This is a genomic window from Chryseobacterium taiwanense (assembly GCF_000813825.1).
GTDB classification, from domain to species: domain Bacteria; phylum Bacteroidota; class Bacteroidia; order Flavobacteriales; family Weeksellaceae; genus Chryseobacterium; species Chryseobacterium taiwanense.
The window spans coordinates 210,720-232,396 of the sequence record NZ_JWTA01000015.1 but is presented as its reverse complement, the minus strand read 5'-3'; the positions used below and the strand labels follow the sequence as shown (position 1 = coordinate 232,396).

At 33.7% G+C, this 21,677-nt stretch carries 20 protein-coding genes; 6 read left to right on the top strand and 14 right to left on the bottom strand.

Features of this window, described 5'->3' with window-relative positions; all coding sequences use genetic code 11:
- Positions 1–14: 14 nt before the first annotated feature.
- Both RM51_RS15730 and RM51_RS15725 read right to left on the bottom strand, forming a co-directional pair.
- Complete coding sequence (locus RM51_RS15730; RefSeq protein ID WP_039371679.1) at positions 15–557, bottom strand: NADAR family protein; 543 nt, start codon at positions 555–557, stop codon at positions 15–17.
- A gap of 122 nt (positions 558–679) precedes the next feature.
- A complete protein-coding gene (locus tag RM51_RS15725; protein WP_039371676.1) occupies positions 680–1,375 on the bottom strand; it encodes an NUDIX hydrolase in 696 nt (231 codons plus the stop codon).
- 124 nt (positions 1,376–1,499) lie between these two features.
- Between RM51_RS15725 and RM51_RS15720 the strand changes: the two genes are divergently transcribed.
- Positions 1,500–2,120: a DUF1579 domain-containing protein gene (locus RM51_RS15720; RefSeq protein WP_039371673.1), complete on the top strand. Its 621-nt coding sequence runs from the start codon at positions 1,500–1,502 to the stop codon at positions 2,118–2,120.
- 61 nt (positions 2,121–2,181) lie between these two features.
- Here the strand turns inward: RM51_RS15720 and lepA are convergent, their stop codons facing one another.
- The gene (lepA, locus tag RM51_RS15715) at positions 2,182–3,978 is read right to left on the bottom strand and encodes a translation elongation factor 4 (RefSeq protein ID WP_039371670.1); all 1,797 of its coding nucleotides are present in this window, start codon (positions 3,976–3,978) and stop codon (positions 2,182–2,184) included.
- A 146-nt stretch (positions 3,979–4,124) separates the two neighbouring features.
- Positions 4,125–5,924, bottom strand: coding sequence for a BamA/TamA family outer membrane protein (locus RM51_RS15710; RefSeq protein ID WP_039371666.1), 1,800 nt, complete (start codon positions 5,922–5,924; stop codon positions 4,125–4,127).
- A 183-nt stretch (positions 5,925–6,107) separates the two neighbouring features.
- Here RM51_RS15710 and RM51_RS15705 point away from each other — a divergent pair, with 183 nt between their 5' ends.
- Positions 6,108–8,396 carry a GH92 family glycosyl hydrolase gene (locus tag RM51_RS15705; RefSeq protein ID WP_039371664.1) on the top strand — a complete coding sequence of 763 codons (2,289 nt, stop codon included), beginning with the start codon at positions 6,108–6,110 and terminating at the stop codon, positions 8,394–8,396.
- A gap of 59 nt (positions 8,397–8,455) precedes the next feature.
- Here RM51_RS15705 and RM51_RS15700 read toward each other — a convergent pair whose 3' ends face one another.
- The 3 genes from RM51_RS15700 to RM51_RS15690 are packed head-to-tail and all read right to left on the bottom strand — an operon-like array spanning position 8,456 to position 10,156.
- Positions 8,456–8,965, bottom strand: a complete 510-nt coding sequence (locus RM51_RS15700) for a hypothetical protein (RefSeq protein WP_039372078.1) — start codon at positions 8,963–8,965, stop codon at positions 8,456–8,458.
- A 7-nt stretch (positions 8,966–8,972) separates the two neighbouring features.
- Positions 8,973–9,602 carry a hypothetical protein gene (locus RM51_RS15695; RefSeq protein WP_228375823.1) on the bottom strand — a complete coding sequence of 210 codons (630 nt, stop codon included), beginning with the start codon at positions 9,600–9,602 and terminating at the stop codon, positions 8,973–8,975.
- Positions 9,599–10,156, bottom strand: coding sequence for an RNA polymerase sigma factor (locus RM51_RS15690; protein WP_039371662.1), 558 nt, complete (start codon positions 10,154–10,156; stop codon positions 9,599–9,601). Before RM51_RS15690 ends, RM51_RS15695 begins: the two co-directional genes overlap by 4 nt.
- A gap of 179 nt (positions 10,157–10,335) precedes the next feature.
- Between RM51_RS15690 and RM51_RS15685 the strand changes: the two genes are divergently transcribed.
- The 4 genes from RM51_RS15685 (at position 10,336) to porW (ending at position 14,853) form a co-directional block, all read left to right on the top strand.
- Entirely contained in the window at positions 10,336–11,085 is a 750-nt protein-coding gene (locus tag RM51_RS15685) for a Rossmann-like and DUF2520 domain-containing protein (RefSeq protein ID WP_039371659.1), read from the top strand.
- A gap of 61 nt (positions 11,086–11,146) precedes the next feature.
- The gene (locus tag RM51_RS15680; protein ID WP_039371657.1) at positions 11,147–11,665 is read left to right on the top strand and encodes a KdsC family phosphatase; all 519 of its coding nucleotides are present in this window, start codon (positions 11,147–11,149) and stop codon (positions 11,663–11,665) included.
- Between the two features lie 9 nt (positions 11,666–11,674).
- A complete protein-coding gene (locus tag RM51_RS15675) occupies positions 11,675–12,229 on the top strand; it encodes a Maf family protein (RefSeq protein ID WP_039371655.1) in 555 nt (184 codons plus the stop codon).
- 86 nt (positions 12,230–12,315) lie between these two features.
- Positions 12,316–14,853: a type IX secretion system periplasmic lipoprotein PorW/SprE gene (gene porW, locus RM51_RS15670; protein WP_084111171.1), complete on the top strand. Its 2,538-nt coding sequence runs from the start codon at positions 12,316–12,318 to the stop codon at positions 14,851–14,853.
- Positions 14,854–14,913: 60 nt separating this feature from the next.
- Here porW and tsaB read toward each other — a convergent pair whose 3' ends face one another.
- The 7 genes from tsaB to RM51_RS15635 form a co-directional block, all read right to left on the bottom strand.
- The gene (gene tsaB / locus RM51_RS15665; RefSeq protein ID WP_039371653.1) at positions 14,914–15,597 is read right to left on the bottom strand and encodes a tRNA (adenosine(37)-N6)-threonylcarbamoyltransferase complex dimerization subunit type 1 TsaB; all 684 of its coding nucleotides are present in this window, start codon (positions 15,595–15,597) and stop codon (positions 14,914–14,916) included.
- Between the two features lie 77 nt (positions 15,598–15,674).
- Complete coding sequence (locus RM51_RS15660) at positions 15,675–16,424, bottom strand: SDR family NAD(P)-dependent oxidoreductase (RefSeq protein ID WP_039372069.1); 750 nt, start codon at positions 16,422–16,424, stop codon at positions 15,675–15,677.
- 25 nt (positions 16,425–16,449) lie between these two features.
- Complete coding sequence (locus RM51_RS15655; RefSeq protein WP_039371650.1) at positions 16,450–16,821, bottom strand: YraN family protein; 372 nt, start codon at positions 16,819–16,821, stop codon at positions 16,450–16,452.
- 209 nt (positions 16,822–17,030) lie between these two features.
- On the bottom strand, positions 17,031–17,960 hold the full coding sequence (locus tag RM51_RS15650) for a S66 peptidase family protein (protein ID WP_039371648.1): 930 nt from the start codon (positions 17,958–17,960) through the stop codon (positions 17,031–17,033).
- Complete coding sequence (locus RM51_RS15645) at positions 17,957–18,643, bottom strand: LysE family translocator (protein ID WP_039371645.1); 687 nt, start codon at positions 18,641–18,643, stop codon at positions 17,957–17,959. Before RM51_RS15645 ends, RM51_RS15650 begins: the two co-directional genes overlap by 4 nt.
- Positions 18,644–18,713: 70 nt before the next feature.
- Positions 18,714–20,864, bottom strand: coding sequence for a ribonuclease R (gene rnr, locus RM51_RS15640; protein ID WP_039371642.1), 2,151 nt, complete (start codon positions 20,862–20,864; stop codon positions 18,714–18,716).
- On the bottom strand, positions 20,864–21,592 hold the full coding sequence (locus RM51_RS15635) for a hypothetical protein (protein ID WP_039371639.1): 729 nt from the start codon (positions 21,590–21,592) through the stop codon (positions 20,864–20,866). The genes rnr and RM51_RS15635 overlap by 1 nt, the downstream gene beginning before the upstream one ends.
- Between the last annotated feature and the right edge of the window lie 85 nt (positions 21,593–21,677).

Here is a 21,677-nt window from a genome sequence, read left to right as displayed (position 1 = left end):
TGATTATTGTGTTTTTACCTTCTTAACTCATCTCTTACTTCCATTAAAGCAAACCCTAACAAATTTTCACCATTCCATTGTAAAGGGTTTTCTGCTCTCGGATCTGTTTCTAACATTCCGATTCCCCAAATTGTATCATAAGGACTGGCTTCTACCAGAATTTTATCATTTGTCGAAAGCAGAAATTCTTTGAATTTTTCATGTTGTGAAAACTTCAACAGATTTCCCTGTTTTACAATTTCATATTTATGTTCATCCCAAATCTTCGGATCAAAGTTTTTGACTTTTCTTCCTAAACTTTTAGCCTGATTTGGAGTTTCTGCATTTAGAATTTGCTCTAAAACCTCATGATCATTAAATAATTTCGCTTTTCCAGCCATCATATAATGTTCGGCAGTTTTATAAATGATTCTATTTTCCTGAAACACAAAAGGAAACCATTGACTGAAACAAGCTTTTGTAATTTCATCCTTCATTGTATGTCCCCAAAAGAATAGAAATTCTAATTTTTCTTTTCTCTGGTATCTTTCAATTATATTATTTAATGTAAATTTCATTATTGCGTTATTTTTACACAAATTTAAAAGAATATAGTTTCATTCTCCAAATTTATTTGTGTTAATTTTACACTAAATATTTTAAGTAATTGATTTACAGAAATAAAAATTTATTTTAATAACTATTTTATTTCGAAGTAAAATCCTTGTTCTTCAAGCTCTTTGTATTTCTCCTGATTGAAAGTAAACAGTTTTCCGGGTCTTCCACTGCCTTCTTTTTTAAGCATATTGGTATCATTAAGAAGTCCATAACTCATAATTTTTTTACGGAAATTTCGGCGGTCGATTTCCTTACCAATAATGGTTTTATACAGGTTTTCAAGATCTGAGAAAGCGAATTCTTCATTCAGAAGATTGAAGCCAATCGGTTGATACTGAATTTTTGTACGAAGTCTTTTTAACGCAATATCGATAATTGTTTGATGATCAAAAGCCAGCTTTGGAAGTTGATTCACACTGAACCATTGTGCATCTTCCGCATCAGAATCAGCAAAGAGCTCATGATAAGAAGGATTCACAAGACCCAAATAAGCTATAGAAACGACCCTATTTCGAGGATCACGACCCACATTACCAAAAGTATAGAGTTGTTCTAAAAAATCGGGTTTTATGCCTGCTTCTTCATACAATTCTCTTTTTACTGCATCATCCAGATCTTCATCATCCAAAACCAATCCTCCCGGAAGCGCCCAACCTCCTTTAAAAGGCTCAATATTCCTTTTAATTAAAAGAATTTGAAGGTCTTTTTTATCAAAATATCCGAAAATAACTGCGTCTACAGCAACTTTTATATCCTGTAATTTTTTTGGAGACTCCATTGTATTAATTTGCGTTATGAATACACAAAATTACAACTTACACTGATTACTTTCAAGAATAAAATAAAAAAACTTTGCTTCAAAATTTTCATTACATTTATAATCAACTTAAAACTAAACGATTATGAAAAATTTATTCTTTGCAGCTTGTACTGCTTTTCTATTTATAGCTTGTGACAAAGTGAAAATGGATGTAAAAACTACACAATCTGAAGAGTGGAAACCTGTAGATTCAGCAACAGCAAATAAAGCCTGGATGGACTATGCAACTCCTGGAGAAATGCATAAAATGCTTGCAAAATCTGACGGGGTTTGGAACGGAGCCAACACCACTTGGATGGAAAATGGAGGAAAGCCAATTACAAGTACCTCTGAAGCCACAAATAAGATGATTTTCGGTGGTCGTTATCAGGTAAGCGAGCACAAAGGAAATTTCATGGGAATGCCTTTTGAAGGAATGAGTATTGTAGGATATGACAATGCAAAGAAAAAATTTGTCAGTACCTGGATTGATAATATGGGAACAGGAATTATGTCAGCTGAAGGAGAATGGAATGCTTCAACAAAATCTATTGAATTTAAAGGAAAAATGACAGATCCAGCTAGACCCGGCAAAGATTGTGATATAAGAGAAGTCTTTACTTTTGTTGATGATAATACTCAAAAACTGGAAATGTACGGCCCGGATTCCAAAACCGGAAAGGAATATAAAACAATGGAAATATTATTCACTCGTAAGAAATAAATAAAAAAACCGCTTCAAATTGAAGCGGTTTTACTTTTATCTTTTGCCTTTTTGTAGACTCTTAATCATTAAGCTTTAATACAGCCATGAACGCTGATTGTGGTACTTCCACTCTACCAATCTGCTTCATTTTCTTCTTACCTTCTTTCTGCTTTTCCAAAAGTTTTCTCTTTCTGGAAATATCCCCTCCGTAACATTTTGCGGTAACGTCTTTTCTCAATGCTTTAATGGTCTCTCTAGCAATAACTTTCGTTCCTAAAGCTGCCTGAACTGCAATATCAAACTGCTGTCTCGGAATCAGCTCACGAAGCTTTTCACACATTCTTTTACCAATGTAATACGCATTAGAATCGTGAATCAAAGATGATAAAGCATCTACCATATCTCCGTTGATCAGGATATCCATTTTTACCAACTTAGAGGCTCTGAAGCCAATCGGATGATAATCAAATGATGCATATCCTTTAGAAATAGATTTCAATCTGTCATAGAAGTCAAAAACAACTTCTGCCAAAGGCATATTGAAAACCAATTCTACTCTTTCAGATGTTAAATAACTCTGGTTAACAATTTCTCCTCTTTTTTCAATACAAAGTGTCATTACTGCTCCTACGAAATCAGATTTTGTGATAATAGAAGCTTTAATGAAAGGTTCTTCCACTCTGTCCATCGTTGAAGGATCCATCATTTCCGATGGATTATTGATCAAGATCGGAACTTCCGGTTCTTTTTTAGTATATCCAAAATAAGAAACGTTCGGTACCGTTGTGATCACGTTCATATTAAACTCTCTGTCAAGACGTTCCTGCACAATTTCCATGTGAAGCATTCCCAGGAATCCGCAACGGAAACCGAAACCAAGAGCTGCAGAACTTTCCGGTTCGAAAACCAAAGAAGCATCATTCAATCTTAGTTTTTCAAGAGAGAATCTTAATTCTTCAAAATCCTCAGAATCAATTGGATAAATACCTGCAAAAACCATTGGCTTTACTTCCTCAAATCCATCGATTGGTCCTGCTGCCGGTTTTTCAAAAGAAGTAATAGTATCTCCTACTTTTACTTCTCTTGCATCTTTAATACCAGAAACCAAATATCCTACATCTCCGCAACCAATTGTTTTCTTTGGAACCTGCTTCAACTTCAAAGTACCTACTTCATCAGCTCCATATTCTTTTCCGGTAGCGAAGAATTTAATTTTTTCATTTTTAGTAATGCTTCCATTAACTACTTTAAAGTAAGCCTCAATACCTCTGAACGGGTTATAAACTGAGTCAAAAATCAAAGCCTGAAGCGGTGCATCCGGATCTCCAACCGGAGCCGGAATTCTTTCAACAATCTGCTCCAATAAATGGTGAACTCCTTCTCCCGTTTTACCTGAAACTCTCAATACATCTTCATATTCACAACCGATCAGATTCATGATCTCATCTGTTACTTCTTCAGGGTTTGCAGAAGGAAGGTCAATTTTATTCAAAATAGGAATGATCGTTAAATCATTTTCCAGTGCTAAATATAAATTACTAATTGTTTGTGCCTGAATACTTTGTGCAGCATCTACAATAAGAAGCGCTCCTTCACAAGCAGCAATTGAACGGGAAACTTCGTAAGAAAAGTCAACGTGTCCCGGTGTATCAATTAGATTTAAAATAAATTTTTCGCCTTTATATTCATAATCCATCTGGATGGCGTGAGACTTGATTGTAATCCCACGTTCTTTCTCCAAATCCATATCATCCAGCGTCTGAGACTGTAATTCTCTTTGAGTCACCGTATTGGTATACTCCAAAAGACGATCCGCCAAAGTACTTTTACCGTGGTCAATATGAGCGATTATGCAAAAATTTCGTATGTTTTTCATTTAAGAACTATGTAATTTGCAAAGATAAAAAAAAGCAGGACAATTCCTTATCCTTAATTTTATAGAGACAAAATTTAATTTTTAGTTATAAATAGAACTTGAATTTTTAAACATTCAGCTTATCAGCTCATCCAGAAATCATAGTTTTAATTTCCAAAATTTACGAAACGAGGGATCTCCGTCGCAAAACTATTCATCGGTAACAGATTATTTCGATTGCTGTTAAAATCAAAAACAGAATTATTATCGAAAGGTACACGAGGATAATAAGTGAAAGAAATTTGAATTCTGTTAAATACCAGAAACGGATTATTAATCAAAACCCCTATCCCGATTTTTGTGTTTGCGGTTGTTTTCAATAATTTTTCATCCGGCATTCCCAACCAACCGATTGCAGCCGTTAAGTAAGGACTAAAATGAAAATTCTTCCAGGTTTTATTTACAAAAAGCTGAAGCTGATATCTTAAGACCAATTTTCTTGTTCCGATATAATCACCATTGTACACAGGAAATTCATCATTTGCAGAAAGATTGATCCTGTCTTTATAAGAATAATTATACTGCGGATTTCCCAGTGCTAAAGTCGGAGAAAAGAAATGCCTTGCTTTTGCAAATTTCCAATCCATAAGATTGGTAAAATAGGTTCCATCCAAACGGAAAGACTCGCGGTTTTGCCTATCCTCGTTAAAGAATCTTCCAAACTGAGCCCTCAAAGTAAAGTATCCGAATTTTGTAAAATCCCCATAAGATGTAGAAATTCCGGTATATGGGATAACTTCATTACTTCTTGATAAAGCTCCTGCAATGATGTTGACAGAATTACCATAGGCAATATCTTCCGGCAAATCATATTGAAAAATATTTTTTTGAATTGAAAATTTTCGTTGAATGTATCCGATAGACATCAAAAAACTGCTGTAAGAACTGAAATATTCATATTGATCTATTTCAGGGCTGTCTTTGTACTGATAATTCTGAAACCTTCCTATCAAGGCAATATTACTAGAAACTTTTTCACTTGGGTTTGATGAAACAGGAATTTGATATCCTCCCCATAAATCCTGATTATACACTTTTATCTGAGCTTCCGGAAAAGGCGTCTCAGATCCTATAGGAAGTAAAACATTTCGCATAAAATATTCGAAACTAAAACCTCCCGCCCATTTCGTCAACGGAGAGAAAAAATTCCTGGTCACATTAAAGTCGATTCTTTCATTTTTTGAAAAATCACGTTCTCCCAGAATCTGGGCATTAATATATGAGCCAAAAAGATTGTAGGCTGTATAACTTCCCAAAAGATAATTCTGTTTTTCTTTGGAATCATTTCGATACAGAAAATCGAACTCATGTCCCAATCCAAAAACATTTTCTTCGGTAACTCCCAACCCAATTTTACTTCCCGAATAACTGATTCTCGGTTTTAAACTCCAGGAATCAAGAACTTTAACTATAATATCAATTGAATCTTTCGTAGAAGTACTGTCAGAAACGCTTATATTCACCCTGTTTATAAAAGGCATTGTTCTCAGTAAACGTTCGGATTCATAAATTTTCTGTGCATTATATTCCTCTCCTTTTTGAAAGAGTAAGTAATTATTAACGACAGAGTTTTTCGTATTCGCATGAAGATGATTGGTTACCCAATCGTACCACTTATATTTTTCTTTTTTATTTTGAGAGCCATATCCAAACGGGTCGATTGTTTCAATCTGAATATTTCTGATATATTTCCCGTTATGCGTTTCCTGCAAAAGCTTCTCAGTGGTTGTTCGTACAGAAGTAGAATCTGCTTCTCTACGAAATAGGAGACGATGAAAGAACTTGGTAACTTTTCTTTTATCTGAAAATTTTTCAATTTTATAATAGATCGAATCTTTTCTTTCCTGTGCATTAGAAAAAGAAAAACAGCTTAAAAATACAATGAAGATTACAATCGATTTGTTCATCAAGGATTAAAAATTCAATAAAATTTGAAATATCAATTTACAAACAAAGATAGACCTAACCTACTTTTCTATCACTATATTCTGATCGATAAGTTTAATTATATCTTATATCTGCTATCATTCCTAAGAAAATCTTTAACTTTCCCCTTGAAAATGTTTAAAAATTCAACCATCATTTTTAAAATGAAAAAAATTCTTTTATTTCTTTTAATCATTCCTTTCAATCAAATGCAGTCACAATGGATTGAAAATGCGGTACAAAATCCGGAAGAATTTGTGAATCCTTTAATTGGTTCACTTTCAAAACCTTCCCTTTCCAATGGAAATACGTATCCCGCAGTTGCAGTTCCGCATGGAATGAATTTGTGGACGCCCCAAACCGGAAAAAACGGAAACGGATGGCAATATACTTACGATGCCGATAAAATCCGCGGAATCAAACAAACTCATCAACCTTCCCCATGGATGAATGATTACGGAATGTTTTCCATTATGCCACTAACCGGAAAAATGCGTTTTAATGAAGAAGAAAGAGCAAGTTGGTTTTCCCATAAATCCGAAACTTCAAAACCTTATTACTACAGTGTTTATTTGGCTGATCATAATGTAACGGCAGAAATTACACCAACAGAAAGAGCAGCACAGTTTCGCCTAACCTATCCTGATTCTGAAACTTCATGGTTTGTAGTAGACGCTTTTGATAAAGGCTCCAGTATTACGATTATTCCTTCTCAAAATAAAATTATAGGGTATTCGACAAGATATTCAAGAGGAAAATTGACTGGTTTTAAAAATTATTTCGTGATTTATTCCGATAAACCTTTTACAAAATATTCAACTTGGAAGGATAAAGATTTTGTAAAAGATTCCTTAGAAATTACAGGAAATCATTGCGGAGCTGTCGTTGGTTTTGCCACTAAAAAAGGTGAAAAAGTGAATTTAAAAGTTGCTTCTTCATTCATTAGTTTGGAACAGGCAGAATTGAATTTACAAAGAGAACTCAATAAAGATTCATTTGATGATACGTTTAAAAAAGCAAAATTTGCTTGGAATGAAAAATTAAAACGGGTTGAAGTTGCAGGCGGAACCATCGATCAAATGAGAACATTCTACTCTTCTTTGTACAGAATGCTTTGTTTCCCTCATAAAATGTATGAGATCAATAAAGCCGGAAAAGTTGTTCATTACAGCCCGTATTCAGGGAAAACCGAAGCAGGATATCGTTTTGCAGGAACAGGTTTCTGGGATACGTTCAGAGCGCTCTACCCTTTCTTAAATTTAGTTTATCCAAGCATCAACGTTGAAATGCAGAAAGGATTAATTAGCGATTATAAAGAAGGAGGTTGGCTTCCGGAATGGTCAAGTCCATCCTATTCTGATATTATGATTGGAAATAATTCTGCTTCTGTGGTTGCAGATGCGTATTTGAAAGGTTTAAGAGGCTACGATATTGAAACTTTGTACCAAGCTTTACTTCATGGAGCCAATAATGAAGGTCCACAAGCAACAGGACGATTAGGAATTGAATATTATAAAAAACTGGGCTACGTTCCTTACGATGTAAAAATCAATGAAAATGCAGCCAGAACATTAGAATATGCGTATGATGATTTCGCGATTGCACAATTAGGAAAAGCTCTAGGAAAACCCGAATCTGAATGGGGAGAATATTACAGACGTTCTCAGAATTTCCAGAAAATGATTGATCCGGAGACAAAATTGGCTCGGGGAAGAAATCAGGACGGAAGTTTTCAGGCTCCTTTCAATCCCTTTAAATGGGGCGATGCTTTTACCGAAGGAAATTCGTGGCATTATACATGGTCAGTTTTTCAGGATATTGAAGGCTTGGCAAAATTAATGGGTGGAAAAAAAGAATTCTCAAAAAAACTGGATCAGGTTTTTGAACTCCCTCCAATTTATGATGACTCTTATTATGGCTCAACCATTCACGAAATTCAGGAAATGGTGAATGCTAATATGGGACAATATGCACACGGAAATCAGCCTGCTCAACATATCATTTATCTGTATAATTATTCGGGAGAACCCTGGAAAACACAATATTGGGTTCGTGAAACAATGAATCGCTTATATCAGCCGACTCCGGATGGATATTGCGGAGATGAAGATAACGGACAAACTTCCGCTTGGTATATTTTCTCTGCTCTAGGTTTTTATCCTGTAACTCCGGCGACAGATCAATATGTTTTGGGAGCTCCTTTGTTTAAAAGTGCAACTATTCATCTAGAAAACGGAAAGAATATTGAAATTAAAGCGGATGATAACAGCGACGAAAACCGTTACGTAAAATTATTGAATATGAACGGTAAAAGCTATTCCAAAAACTGGCTAAGTCATGCAGAACTAATGAAAGGCACCACTTTACAGTTTAATATGGATAATAAGCCTAATAAGAGCCGTGGAACGAATGAAAAAGACTTTCCCTACTCCTATTCTACTGAAAATAAATAAAATTAAACGCCCCTCACAAATAAATTGCGAGGGGCGTCCAACATTAAAAAAATAAACTATTATGGGGATTGCTTAGGTCTTGAATCATTCCCGTTTCCATGAGGTTTTCTTTCATTCATTTTATCTCTCATCATTCCCTCGGATTGAAACAGCTTCAAGACTTTCTGGCAAGGAATTACTTGTTGCAGTTTATCCGCATATTTTTTTCTGTTATCCAATAACTTCTGCCCTACTTCAAAGCTTTGTTGCAATTTAGCTTTAGCTTCATCATCAGATAAAGTTTCAGGATTAAAATTAGAATTAAACTGACTTTTTATTTGTTTTTGGTTTTCCAGATATTCGTTATAAATTTCTGTAAATTCAGTTTTATCACTCGGGTCAATATTCAAATTATCCATCACCATATTGTTCCTGAACTTAGTAAGAAGCGCTTTTCTTTCTTCCGGAGAAAGATTGTTGATCACCTCTTTTCTTTGTTTGGGATCCATTTTTTTCCAGTCATAGTCTGTCCTTTGTGCATTTAAGCCAAAACCATAAATGATAAAAAGTGTAAATAATATCTTTTTCATCTCTTTTTTAATTATATAAATCCAAATAAACATCCTGTGTTGAATTACTTGCTAATTCTGCCATTTCAGAATTAGAGAAAGAATCCAAATATTCGTTTACCTGAGTTTCCTCTTTTTTCGAAACAGGTTTTACTGTTTTCGTTACTGTCTTTTGTTCACCACTTGCTTCATTCTGTACAAAAGAATTATTATTCTGATTTACAGTTGTTTGATTATTATTTTCAACGGAAGTTAAATCAGATTTTAAAGTTTCATACGCAAGCTCACTTTCTGTTTTAGGCTCGTTATTATTAACCGCAAACTTCTGCTGCACATCATTAGGATTGTCATTATTAAAAACAAAAGTCGCTCCAAAAATCAATGCTATTGATGCCGCAGCTGCATAAGCCCAATTCAGTTTGAAAATCGGTGCTTTTTTCGCCGGCAATACACTATTCAATACATTTTCCTGAACGTTCTCAAATAATTTTTCAGGAACTGTGTAAATGTTTTTACGTTCTATTTTTTCCAGATCAAAATTATGTATTCCGCTCAATACCTCGTTCTGAATATTTTCAAACAAATTTTCAGGAACTTTATAGATATTTTCACGTTTTAATTTTTCCAGATCAAAGTCTTTCATGTCGTTGTTTCTCAAAAATTATCTTCGTAATTCTCTTTGATATATTCTTCTATTTTTTGTTTGGCATAATGATAATTTGTTTTTAGGGTTCCTACGGACATATCTACAATCTTAGATATTTCTTCGTAAGGCAAATCATCATAATACCGCATCATAAATACCAGTTTCTGCTTTTCAGGCAGGCTTTGTATGGCGTTCTGTAGTAATATTTGTATTTCTTCTGCATCACCTGAAGCATTGTCGGCAATAAGATTCTGCATGTGGTATTCCGGATCCTCATCAGATTTTTGCATTTTCTTCATTTTATTTACCTGCTGTAATGCTTCGTTGGTAGCAATTCTGTATAGCCATGTATACAATTGGCTATCGTTTTTGAACTGGTGAAAATTCTGATAAGCTTTAATAAAAGTCTCCTGCAAAGTATCCTGAGCAAGATCTCCGTCCACAATAATTCTTCTTATGTGCCAATACAATCTACTCTGATAAGCATCCATCAATGCGCGAACTCCTTTCTCCTGAGTTCGTGGGTCTTGCATCAACGAAATAATTTCCGCGTCCTTAATCTTCATAAGATGCTTTCACTGTTTTGGATTACAAAAATATCTAAAAGTTAAATTACTTATTCAATTTTTAGTCCAAATATCAAAAATAATATCAGATAGTTATGTTTATTAGCCTTACAAGAAGAAATATATTCCTTCATTGGTCTTATTTTCTATAACTAAACCTAAAACCTTATCTTTGTTTTATGCAAATTGTAATCATTGGTTCCGGAAATGTTGCCTACCATATGGCAAAAGCTTTTGTTTTGAATGCTATTCCATTAGCACAGATTTTTGGAAGAAACGAAACGGAACTGAAAAAAATTTCTGAAGAATTAAAAGTTCCCTTCTCAACTAATAAATTGGAAGATGCAGATGTCTATATCATTTGTGTGAGTGATAATTCTGTAGAAGCCGTTTCTAAGATCATTACCAAAAAAGATTGTCTGGTTACCCATACTTCGGGATCATTACCCAAAGAAATTCTAGCAGGGGAGTACAGAAAATCAAGTCTTTATCCGTTACAAACCTTTTCAAAATCAAAAGAACTGGATTATTCCAATATTCCGTTTTTTGTAGAGGCAGAAAATGAAGAAGACAAGAAAATATTATTTGATTTGGCTTCAAAAATCTCTAGAAGAGTAATGGAAAGCACTCATGAAAAGAGAAAATACATTCATTTGACAGCTGTTTTTGCCTGTAATTTTGTCAATCATCTTTTTTCAAGGGCTAAAGAAATTTCAGATTCTCAGGAAATTCCGTTTGATTATTTTTTACCATTGATTGATGAAACGGTACAGAAAATTCATGAAATAGAGCCTGAATCTGCACAAACCGGACCTGCGGTAAGAAATGACAAGAGAATCCTGGAACTGCATGAACAATTGCTGAAGGATGAAAGTCTTGAGATTTATAAGACCATGAATCATTCTATTCAAAAAATGTATAATTTATAGAAATGTTAACCGCTTGAGATTCTAAGCTGGGAAAATTAACATTTCAAGAAATTAAAATAAAATGAGTTATAAAGAGAAACTAAAAGATATTAAAGCATTTGTTTTCGATGTAGACGGTGTTTTCACAGACGGAAGCGTTTATCTGATGCCCGGAGGAAATATGTGCAGAGTAATGAATGTCCTTGATGGTTACGCAGTCGTTAAAGCTCTAAAAAACAATTATTTAATTGGAGTAATTACCGGAGGAAATGACGATATGGTAAAGCACAGAATCAATTATCTTGGAATTGAAGATTATTATCCGAAATCACATAATAAATTGGAAGATTTTGAAGATTTTAAAAAGAAATATAATCTTAAAAACGAAGAAATTCTGACGATGGGAGACGATTTACCGGATATTCATATCATGGAGAACTCTGCTATTGCAGCTTGCCCTGAAAATGCTGTTCCGGAAGTGAAAGCAGTTTCGGATTATATTTCTACGATAAAAGGAGGAAGCGGGGCAGTGCGTGATGTGATTGAACAAGTAATGAAAGTTCAAGGAAAATGGCATGATGATAACACTCAATCTATTTAATCTCTGAAAATGAAGATATTATTAGCATCACAGTCACCTAGGAGGAAAGAGCTTTTATCAAATTTAGGCTTCGATTTTGAAGTGGTGAAAATTGATTGTGAAGAAATTGTTCCTAGGCACATACAAGTAGGAGAGGCGGCTGGTTATCTGTCTGAATTAAAAGCAAGTGCCTTTCGAACGCTGGAAGAAAATGAAGTTTTGCTGACAGCAGATACCGTTGTAGCTATTGATAATCAATTTCTTGGAAAACCTATAGGTGAAGAAGAGGCAAGAAAAATGCTTCAACTCCTTTCAGGAAAAACACATCAGGTTTATACAGGAATTACGATTAAAACTATAAATAATACCATCACCAAAACCGATGTTGCAGACGTAGAAATCGATGATTTAACAAATGATGAAATAGAATATTACATTCAAAACTACAAACCATTTGATAAAGCCGGAAGTTATGGAATACAGGAATGGCTCGGAATGGCTAAAATTAAAAAGATAAATGGTAGTTTTTATACCATTATGGGACTTCCTACCCATTTAGTTTACAAAATTTTGAAAGAAATATAAAGAGTTTCAATATAAAATTTTATTATTTTTACAGAATCATCAAATCTGCTGATAATAAAAAGTAGATTAGCGAGTTATATTGAATAATGAAAAAGAAAATTTTATTCCTTTTAACATCCTGTATCGTAATTTCTTGCGGAATGAAAGTCAAGAAGCCGGAACAACGATCTAAATTTTTAAAAGGATTTTCCACATATTACAACACTCTTTTTAATGCTAAAGATGCATTAAACTCTGAGTTTGAAACCCGTGATAAGGCGTATAAGGACAATTTTTATGCTCCTTATATTCCTATTCTTACCTATGAAGATCAGCCATTAGGAAGCGATTTGGGTCAATCATCTGCATTTGCCGAAAATTCCATGAAAATGGGAGGGGTAAATAATAGAACAGATGGTGCAAGAACAACCCCAAATCAGCCTCAAGGAATACCAGGAATGTCTGGGATGCCGGGGAATCCACAGGATCCGAATCAGTCAACTCCAAAAGGAGCAAGTGCATTAGAAATTGCTGAAGCAAAGGCTTTAAAAGCAATTAATAAATATTCAGTCATTAAAAATGGAGAAGAAAAAAACAAAACCATTTTTGATGCGTATATGATTCTTGCCCAATCGAGAATTTATCAGAATAAATCTTTAGATGCTCTGGATGCTTTAAACTATGTCTTTTCTAATATGAAAGGAGATAAAAGAATTCCTTTGGCATATATTTATCAGGGACTGGCTTATTCTCAAATGAAAAATTATAATAAAGCTCACGAAATCTTTGCCAGACTTAAGGATGAGAAAATAGATAAAGATTATAAGAAGCTTTTGACCATTTTCCATTCAGAATCTTTGCTGGATGCCGGAAGAAAAGAAGAGGCTGTAAGAGAATTAGACCTTGCTTTTGAAGTAAACAATAACAGAAAACTAAAAAGTAGAATTGCTTATTTAAGAGGGCAGGTTTTGGAGAATCTTGGACAAAATGAAAAGGCCAGAGAAAGCTTTTTAGCCGCTTATAAATATGCCAATGATTTTGAATTTGAGGTAAAATCTCAGATTGCTATCGCAAAAACGTTCAATGGAAAAGGAGACTATAGCGGAGCGAGAAAATATCTTGAAAACATCAGTAAAAAAGGAACTTATGGTTCCAGAAAGAATGAATTTTACTATGCTTTAGGATTAATGGCCAACAAAGCCGGAAAAGCAGATGAAGCTCAGCAGTTTTTCAGAAAATCTTTGAAAGAAAAGGTTTCAGATCAACAGCTTCGCGGGTTAACTTATTATGAAATAGGAAAGGGGTATTTAGATAAAAATGATTACATAGGAGCAGGAATTTATTATGATTCTGCATTAGCAGTAATGACGTATCAACCTTCTAAAATCCTTTTGCAAGATCAATCCTCTTACATCAAGAAGATTTCTAAAAACTATTATCTGATCAAGAAAAATGACAGTATCATTTCTTTAGCTAAAATGAGCCCTGAGCAAAAAACTGATTTTTTCACAAAGTATATTGCAAAGATAAAAGCTAAAGAAGAGAAAGAAGAACTGGAAAGAAGACGTGCAGAACGAAGCAAAGGTTTTGATACGGGAGATTATAATTCTACTTCTATTTTCGCTAACAGCTCTAATTCTTTTGAAGATTTTGGGGTTGCCGCTAAAGGTTTTTATTTTGCCAATACAGGTACGGTAAGCAAAGGAACATCTTCCTTTAGACAGACTTGGGGAGATAGAGCCCTTTCAGATAACTGGCGTTATTCTAAAAAGATGGCGACTCTTGAAGATATGAAAAACGAGGCTTTAGGAACAACTTCTACGCCTAATCCAAGACGTTTTGAAGCTTCCTATTACATTGAGCAAATTCCGAGTGATATAAGCCAATTAAAGAAAGACAGAGACACTGCTTCTTTAGGATTGGGAGTGATGTATCAGAATTACTTTACCAATACTCCTTTAGCTACAAAAACATTGTATGATCTGGTAGATGTAAAACCTGAAGAAAAAGTAATGATACAGGCGCTTTATGAGATTTTTGCCATGAATTATGAGAAAAATCCTCAAGCAGCCGAAAGAGCAAAACAGATCCTTCTTACAGATTATCCATATACTGCTTATGCAGAATTCGTAAGAAATCCTAAAAACAATACGTTCGTAAAATCATCGGAAGATGTAGAAAACAAATACAAAGAGGCATTTTCTTTGTATGAATCTGAAAAATTTGCAGAAAGTAAAGCCGTTCTCGATCAGGCAATTCAGCAATATCCTAAAGATGCACTGATTCCTAAGCTTTATCTTTTAAATGCTTTTAATTCAGGAAAATCGAGTGGGAAAGAGGTGATGATTCTTCAGCTGGAGCAGATAGCTTTAAATTATACTAAAACACCAGAAGGAATAAAGGCTAAAGAAATGCTTAATTACTTAAAGAGTGATATCAAATTCCAGCCAACGGATAATAAAGGAAATACGATCCCTCAAAATAAGGTAAATAATAATGTTCCTCAGCAACCTAATAATCTCCAACAACAGCAGGTAGGTACATTAAACGAGAGCAGTGGTAACAAGCCTCCGAAAAAACCGAATAATAATCCTCCAGGAATGCAGATCCCAAATACCAATGCGGTTCCGGCAAAACCAAAATAAAATAAAAAAGCGAAGATTAATTTCTTCGCTTTTTTTATTTATATCTGTTATTTCGTATTACTAAGAATCTTCCGATTTCTTTTTCTTTACTCCATGAAAATCTTTAAGATAAAAAGGCTCAAAATACGCTGTATCTTCAAACTCTTTTTGGTTGAGTTTTTCAAGACTCTTTTTAATTAAATATTGAGCAGAAGGGTAGATGTCTTCATGATAATCTGCATTAGGAAGCTGTAAAATCTCCTTCGCTTTTTTAGCACCATCACCTACAAATACCACTTTTTTTTCTTTAAATCCTTCAAAAGAATTTTCATCTAACACTTTGGCTTCCGTCTCAGAAATCTCTTCGCCTGTTTTCCCGTCATAAACGGCTGTATAAACCTCCATTCTTCTCGCATCGATCAAAGGGATCACAAAGTCATAGTTTTTATCTAAAAAAGGCTCTATCATGCTTTCTAAAGAATTAACCGCAATCAATGGAATCTTCAGTCCATAGCAAAACCCTTTTGCAGATGAAGCACCAATTCTTAATCCGGTATACGAACCCGGACCTTTTCCTAAAGAAACCGCTTCGATCTCTTTCATGGAAATTCCGGCACCTTCCAACGCCCATTCTACAAAAGTGTGAAGACTTTCAGACTGCTTATAATTATCGGAAACTTCTTCCGTAAGACACAGAAGTTTTTCATCATCTGAAATCGCTACTGAACAGTTTTTTGAAGAAGTTTCTAGATATAAAATTTTCATTTTCTCAGTATATAATTTAATCACTTAGCCATTAAAAATGCTAAATATTTCTGCAAATTTAAACCATTATTTTGAGACTATTTTCTATAAATTGTTCTCGGTTCTGCCTGAGCAGTTGGATAAATCGTCATATCTGAAACACAAACATGTTTCGGAGCATTTACACAATACGCAATAGAATCCGCAATATCTTCGGCTTTTAAAGGCTCATATCCTGCATATACGGTTGCTGCTTTATCACTGTCCCCTTTAAATCTTACCATAGAAAAATCAGTTTCTACAGCTCCCGGTTGAATATTGGTTACTTTAATTCCAAACTCTGTTAATTCAATTCTCATTCCTTCAGAAATTACATCTACCGCTTTTTTTGTTGCACAATACACAACTCCGTTAGCATACGTTTGCCTTGCAGCAACAGAACTAATATTTACGATATGTCCCGAATTTCTTTCTTTCATTCCTGGAATAATCTTTTTGGAAACATATAAAAGACCTTTCACATTTCCATCGATCATTGAATCCCAATCGTCAGTTTTCCCTGCCGAAAGAGGGTCTAAACCATGTGCGTTTCCGGCATTATTAACCAGAACATCAATATTTTGCCATTCTGCAGGAAGCGAATTGATAGCCGTTTCTACTTCTTCTAAATTCCTTACATCAAAATTTAAACTAAATATTTCGGTGACTTCTGATAATTCAGTTTTTACTGATTCTAATACCTCAGATCTCCTTCCACAAATGATAACTCTGTTTCCTTGTTTAGCAAATAATTCCGCTGTAGATTTTCCTATTCCGGAAGTCGCTCCGGTTACTAATATTGTTTTCATTTTATTGTAAAATGTATAATTATTTTTAGTTGGCATCAAACGCTTCAAAAGCATTTTCAATATGCTCTATAGTTAAATTTCCTTTTTCATCGGGAAGAACAGAAATAATATCAAATCTCACTTCCTGATTTTTATTAAATTCTTCCAGATAATGATCGGTTGCTGAAACGATCAATTTTATTTTGGTTTTATTTACAGCTTCCTGAGGCAATATAAAAGCATCCGTCGAACGTGCTTTTACTTCCACAACGATAATGAGATTATCTTTTTCAGCAATAATATCAATCTCAGCTTTTTGAAATCGAAAATTTCTTGCCAAGATTTTATAGCCGTTTTTCTGTAGAAATTCTACAGCCAGATCTTCTGCTTTTTTTCCGAAATCGTTGTGAGTTGCCATTAAACCGTAAGATTATTTTTAACGCAATAAGCTAATGTACAAAAGCATATAATCAGAGAAATGATCCAAAATAATAATCCATATAAAGCAAGATTATATTCTTCTCTTTTATTCCAAATTTCCCTTAGACTCAATTTATCATCTTTTATTAAAGATCTAAAATAGACTATATACATGCCTAGAGTACGAAGAAATAAGAAGCCCATTTCCTAAAACTCAATCTTAACCTTATCCTCAACTCTCATTTTCACATTTCCACCGATAATCAAAGGTCTATTGTCTTTAATATGTCCATTAGGAAAACCAAAAACGACGGGAAAATCATACTTTGAAATTCTGTATGAAATCAACTGATAAGCAAAATCATCAAAGCTTTCTTCATATTGTTTATTCTCCTTTTCATCGCCCATATTGGTCATTCCTCCAACAATCAATCCTGAAATCTTATTAAATACTCCAGCGAGTTCCAGACTCATGATCATTCTGTCGAGTGCATAGAAGTTTTCTCCAATATCTTCAATGAATAAAATTTTATCTTTAAAGTCAAAAGAATATTTTGTTCCTAAAAGGGCATAAATTAAGGCTAAATTTCCTCCAACTAATTCTCCCTCAATAGTTCCTTGCTTATTAAATTGATGCGATTTAAGACTATATTTTGGAGTTTTTCCTTTTAGAATGTCAAAAATCAATTCATAACTTTCCTCAGTGACTCCAAAACTTGATGTTTTAATGGTTTGTCCATGAATAGAAGCAAAGCCTTTCTTCAACAAATAACTTTGAATCACCGTATTATCAGAATATCCGATATACCATTTCGGATTTTTCGTAAAGTTTTTAAGATCTAGATCCTGAATAAGATGCTGGCAGCCATATCCTCCTCTTGAAGCCCAGATTGCCGCTATTTCATTATCATTTAAAGCCCAGTTGATATCTTTTGTTCTTTCCTGCTCCGTTCCGGCGTAATTATATCCGTTTGAAAATTTGGTGTAAAGATGTTCACCCAAAACAGGTTCGTACCCTTTACTTTTAATCATTTCAATTCCTTTTTCCAGTTGAGAAGCTTCTACGGCTCCTGCAGGAGAAATTACGGCTATTTTAGCACCTTTTGAAAGAGCTTTCGGAAAGATTATTTTTGTCATTTGGCTTTTTGATATTTTACTTCAGTCTTCTCTGCTTCTTCTAATCGTTTATCAAACTGATTAAACATTTTGAAACTTTGTAAAAAGATAAAGAAACTGAATATAATAAGGATTCCGCCTACAATTCTTCTGATTTTATTTGCCAGTTTTTGGGTCAATTTATCATGGAATTGTTTGGCTAAAAATATTTTGATAAGGTCTATGAATAGGTAAGTCCCGATCACAACCCCGATGTATAAAACAAAATTGCCGGTATCCGGATATTGATTTCTCACCGAAATCACCGTTACCAGCCAAAAAAGGATTACTCCAACATTTAAAAGATTGAAGAAAAAACCATTAATAAAAGTCTTAAAATAATTTTGATTAATAATTTTTTCTTCACCAGGAATATGCATTTTGGTTTTCGTGACCATCATTACAATTCCGTATACTAAGATAAGAATAGAGGTAATTCTATAAAATCCAGGATGTTTGTCAATCAGGGTTACAATATCTGCACTCGCATAATATGCTGCTAAAATGCATAATAGGTCGGCAGAAATAACCCCTAAATCCAATGCTAAAGCATGTTTCGGACCTCTGGAAAAACTGGTTTCTATTAAAAGGAAAAAGATAGGTCCTATAAAAACCAGACTCAACATGAATCCTAATACAATAGCAGATAATATAAGTTCAAACATTCAGTATTTTTTTAAAATGAAAAATTAAATTTCCATTTCATTTTATACAAATTTAAACTTTATGATTTAATTATTCAACTATCTTAAAGTCCAATTGCTTTTGGATTAAGTTCGCTTTTACCACTTTTATCTGAACCTGATCTCCCAATTGATATTTTTTTCCATGTTTCATTCCGTATACAGCATGAGTTTTTGCATCGTACATGTATGAATCATCTACTAAATCTCTCAATTTAATCAAACCTTCTGCACCGTTTTCAGGAATTTCAACCCAGAAACCAAATTCAGCAACTCCTGAAATCACTCCATTGAAAGTTTCTCCCAAGTGTTTTTCCATGAATTTCACCTGCATGAATTTGATAGAATCTCTTTCTGCATCTGCTGCCAATCTTTCCATAGAACTGCAATGTTTTGCTTTTTCTTCCAGTTCCGGTCTGTTTGGAGACTTTCCTCCATCCAGATAATGTTGAAGCAATCTGTGAGCAATCAAATCCGGATAACGACGGATAGGAGAGGTGAAGTGGCTGTAATAATCAAAACCAAGACCATAGTGACCAATTGGTTCCGTAGAATACACCGCTTTACTCATACTTCGCATCGCTAATGTTTCAATCATATTTTCTTCGCCTTTCCCTTTTACATCATGCAATAATCGGTTTAAAGATTCAGCAACTTTTTTGGTATTGGCAAGATCCATTTTATATCCGAAAGTAGAAACGAAATCTCTTAAAGATTCTAATTTTGCCGGATCCGGATCATCATGGACTCTATAAATAAAGGTATTCTGAGTGATATCTCCTTTTTTATTTATTGAAACAAATTCAGATACTTTTTTATTCGCCAACAACATGAATTCTTCAATCAAATGGTTGGAATCTTTGCTTATTTTAAAGTAAACTCCGATAGGCTCGTTGTTTTCATCCAAATTAAATCGAACTTCACTTCTGTCAAAAGTGATCGCTCCGTTTTTAATTCTTTGTTGACGCATAATTTTCGCCAGCTTATCTAAAACAAGAATTTCTTCTTTAAAATCTCCGTCTTTCCCTTCAATTCTTTCCTGTGCTTCTTCATACGTAAATCTTCTGTCCGAATGAATTACTGTTCTCCCAAACCATTGTTTTTTGATTTCAGCACTATCATTCAATTCAAAAACCGCAGAGAAGGTAAACTTGTCTTCATTCGGACGAAGCGAACACACATCGTTACTCAATACTTCCGGAAGCATCGGTACAACACGGTCTACCAAATACACCGAAGTTGCTCTTTGGTACGCTTCATCATCTAAAATAGTTCCCGGAACTACATAATGTGAAACATCCGCAATATGTACTCCGATTTCCCAGTTTCCGTTTTCTAATTTCCTGATGGACAACGCATCATCAAAATCTTTTGCATCTTTCGGGTCAATGGTGAATGTTGTAATTCCACGCATATCCCAACGTTTTGCCACTTCTTCATCATTGATGCTTCTGTCGATTTTATCGGCATCTCTTTCTACTTCTTCAGGGAATTCGTAAGGCAAACCATATTCTGCAAGAATAGAGTGGATCTCTGTTTCATGTTCTCCCGGAGCTCCTAAAACCTGGATAATTTCACCTTCCGGATTTTTATCTCCCGGTTTCCATTCTGTCATTTTTACGATGACTTTATCACCGTCTTCAGCACCTCCAAATTTTCCTTTTGGAATGAAAATATCTGTATTGATCGATTTTTTATCACAAACAACAAATCCGAAATCTTTATGAGTAACCACCTGTAAAGTTCCTACAAACTCCGTTCTGGTTCTTTCCAATACTTCCAGCACAGAACCTTCCAGTTTCTTTCCTTTATAAGTATAGGTTACAATTAAAACTTTATCTCCTTGCAACGCATCTTTTACATTTTTAGAATGAATGAAAATATCATCTTCCAACCCTTCAACACTTACGTAAGCATTCCCGGATTGATTGAAATCAATTTTCCCTGTTAACGTTCCTTTTATATTAAGATTGATGATATATTTTCCTTTTTCAGTTTCCTTAATTCTTTCGGAAGCTTGAAGCTTATGTAAAGCCTGAATCACAAGCTCTCTCTGTCTTGGATTTTTATAATCTATTCCATCAGCAATCTGTTTATAGTTATAGATTTTTGTGGAATTTTCATTCATGAAACGCAAGATTAATCTTCCGATTTCCATGAGTTTATGGTCATTTTTTTGACTTATATATTTTCTTTTTTTCATTAGTTTATAAATTTAAATTCATTTTTATTATCTATTACCTTCCATTTTTTATGATCATATTGGAACGTTTTATAGATATCTTCACCATTAATATTATATTTTACCACTACAATTTTTTTTAAGTGGTTTGTAAAATGTAGACTCAAATAATCTGCTTTTTCAACCTCAGTCTTTACTTTTTCTGAAGAAGGGATATAATAAAAACTTGCTTCATTATAAGTTCCTTTCTTTTGGCTTGTAATAAATTTTCTTACTTCTTTTGATACATACCTATCAGAATAGGTTTCTTCATTTAAAAAAATTTCCGAATTACCAAAACCATAATATTTCACAGCAAATATCAGGTTTTTATCTAATTTTTTACTGAGATCTTTTATTGATTTTTCAGTCCAAAATTTATATTCATTATATATTGGATTTATAATATTTATCTTAGAAGAGCAAACAGAATAATCAATTTCATTACCACAAATTGTTCTAATTTTCCGAATATATAATTTTAAATTTTTAGTTTTTAAGCTTTTTGTATTAATATTTTTAATAATCACATCTGCTAATCCTGAATAATCAGTTTCTTTAGATTCTTCCATTAAACGGTCATAATATTCTTTATCTTTTTTATCAAACTCTACACAATCAGGATATTTAATTTCTCCCAATGTATCTTTTCGAATTTGAGAGTTAAAAAAATTTCCTATTAATAAAAAACAAAAGAATAGCAATCTCATATAGTTCCGTTCAATGGTTTTATACTTATTTTTAAAATTAAATACATTATAGTTTTTTCCAATTAACTTATAATGGAAGCTTGAC

Bases quoted from the DNA above. Each gene is read 5' to 3' on its own strand.
- RM51_RS15730 (WP_039371679.1), bottom strand. From the start codon at position 557: ATGAAATTTACATTAAATAATATAATTGAAAGATACCAGAGAAAAGAA.
- RM51_RS15725 (WP_039371676.1), bottom strand. From the start codon at position 1,375: ATGGAGTCTCCAAAAAAATTACAGGATATAAAAGTTGCTGTAGACGCA.
- RM51_RS15720 (WP_039371673.1), top strand. From the start codon at position 1,500: ATGAAAAATTTATTCTTTGCAGCTTGTACTGCTTTTCTATTTATAGCT.
- lepA (WP_039371670.1), bottom strand. From the start codon at position 3,978: ATGAAAAACATACGAAATTTTTGCATAATCGCTCATATTGACCACGGT.
- RM51_RS15710 (WP_039371666.1), bottom strand. From the start codon at position 5,924: ATGAACAAATCGATTGTAATCTTCATTGTATTTTTAAGCTGTTTTTCT.
- RM51_RS15705 (WP_039371664.1), top strand. From the start codon at position 6,108: ATGAAAAAAATTCTTTTATTTCTTTTAATCATTCCTTTCAATCAAATG.
- RM51_RS15700 (WP_039372078.1), bottom strand. From the start codon at position 8,965: ATGAAAAAGATATTATTTACACTTTTTATCATTTATGGTTTTGGCTTA.
- RM51_RS15690 (WP_039371662.1), bottom strand. From the start codon at position 10,156: ATGAAGATTAAGGACGCGGAAATTATTTCGTTGATGCAAGACCCACGA.
- RM51_RS15685 (WP_039371659.1), top strand. From the start codon at position 10,336: ATGCAAATTGTAATCATTGGTTCCGGAAATGTTGCCTACCATATGGCA.
- RM51_RS15680 (WP_039371657.1), top strand. From the start codon at position 11,147: ATGAGTTATAAAGAGAAACTAAAAGATATTAAAGCATTTGTTTTCGAT.
- RM51_RS15675 (WP_039371655.1), top strand. From the start codon at position 11,675: ATGAAGATATTATTAGCATCACAGTCACCTAGGAGGAAAGAGCTTTTA.
- porW (WP_084111171.1), top strand. From the start codon at position 12,316: ATGAAAAAGAAAATTTTATTCCTTTTAACATCCTGTATCGTAATTTCT.
- tsaB (WP_039371653.1), bottom strand. From the start codon at position 15,597: ATGAAAATTTTATATCTAGAAACTTCTTCAAAAAACTGTTCAGTAGCG.
- RM51_RS15660 (WP_039372069.1), bottom strand. From the start codon at position 16,424: ATGAAAACAATATTAGTAACCGGAGCGACTTCCGGAATAGGAAAATCT.
- RM51_RS15655 (WP_039371650.1), bottom strand. From the start codon at position 16,821: ATGGCAACTCACAACGATTTCGGAAAAAAAGCAGAAGATCTGGCTGTA.
- RM51_RS15650 (WP_039371648.1), bottom strand. From the start codon at position 17,960: ATGACAAAAATAATCTTTCCGAAAGCTCTTTCAAAAGGTGCTAAAATA.
- RM51_RS15645 (WP_039371645.1), bottom strand. From the start codon at position 18,643: ATGTTTGAACTTATATTATCTGCTATTGTATTAGGATTCATGTTGAGT.
- rnr (WP_039371642.1), bottom strand. From the start codon at position 20,864: ATGAAAAAAAGAAAATATATAAGTCAAAAAAATGACCATAAACTCATG.
- RM51_RS15635 (WP_039371639.1), bottom strand. From the start codon at position 21,592: ATGAGATTGCTATTCTTTTGTTTTTTATTAATAGGAAATTTTTTTAAC.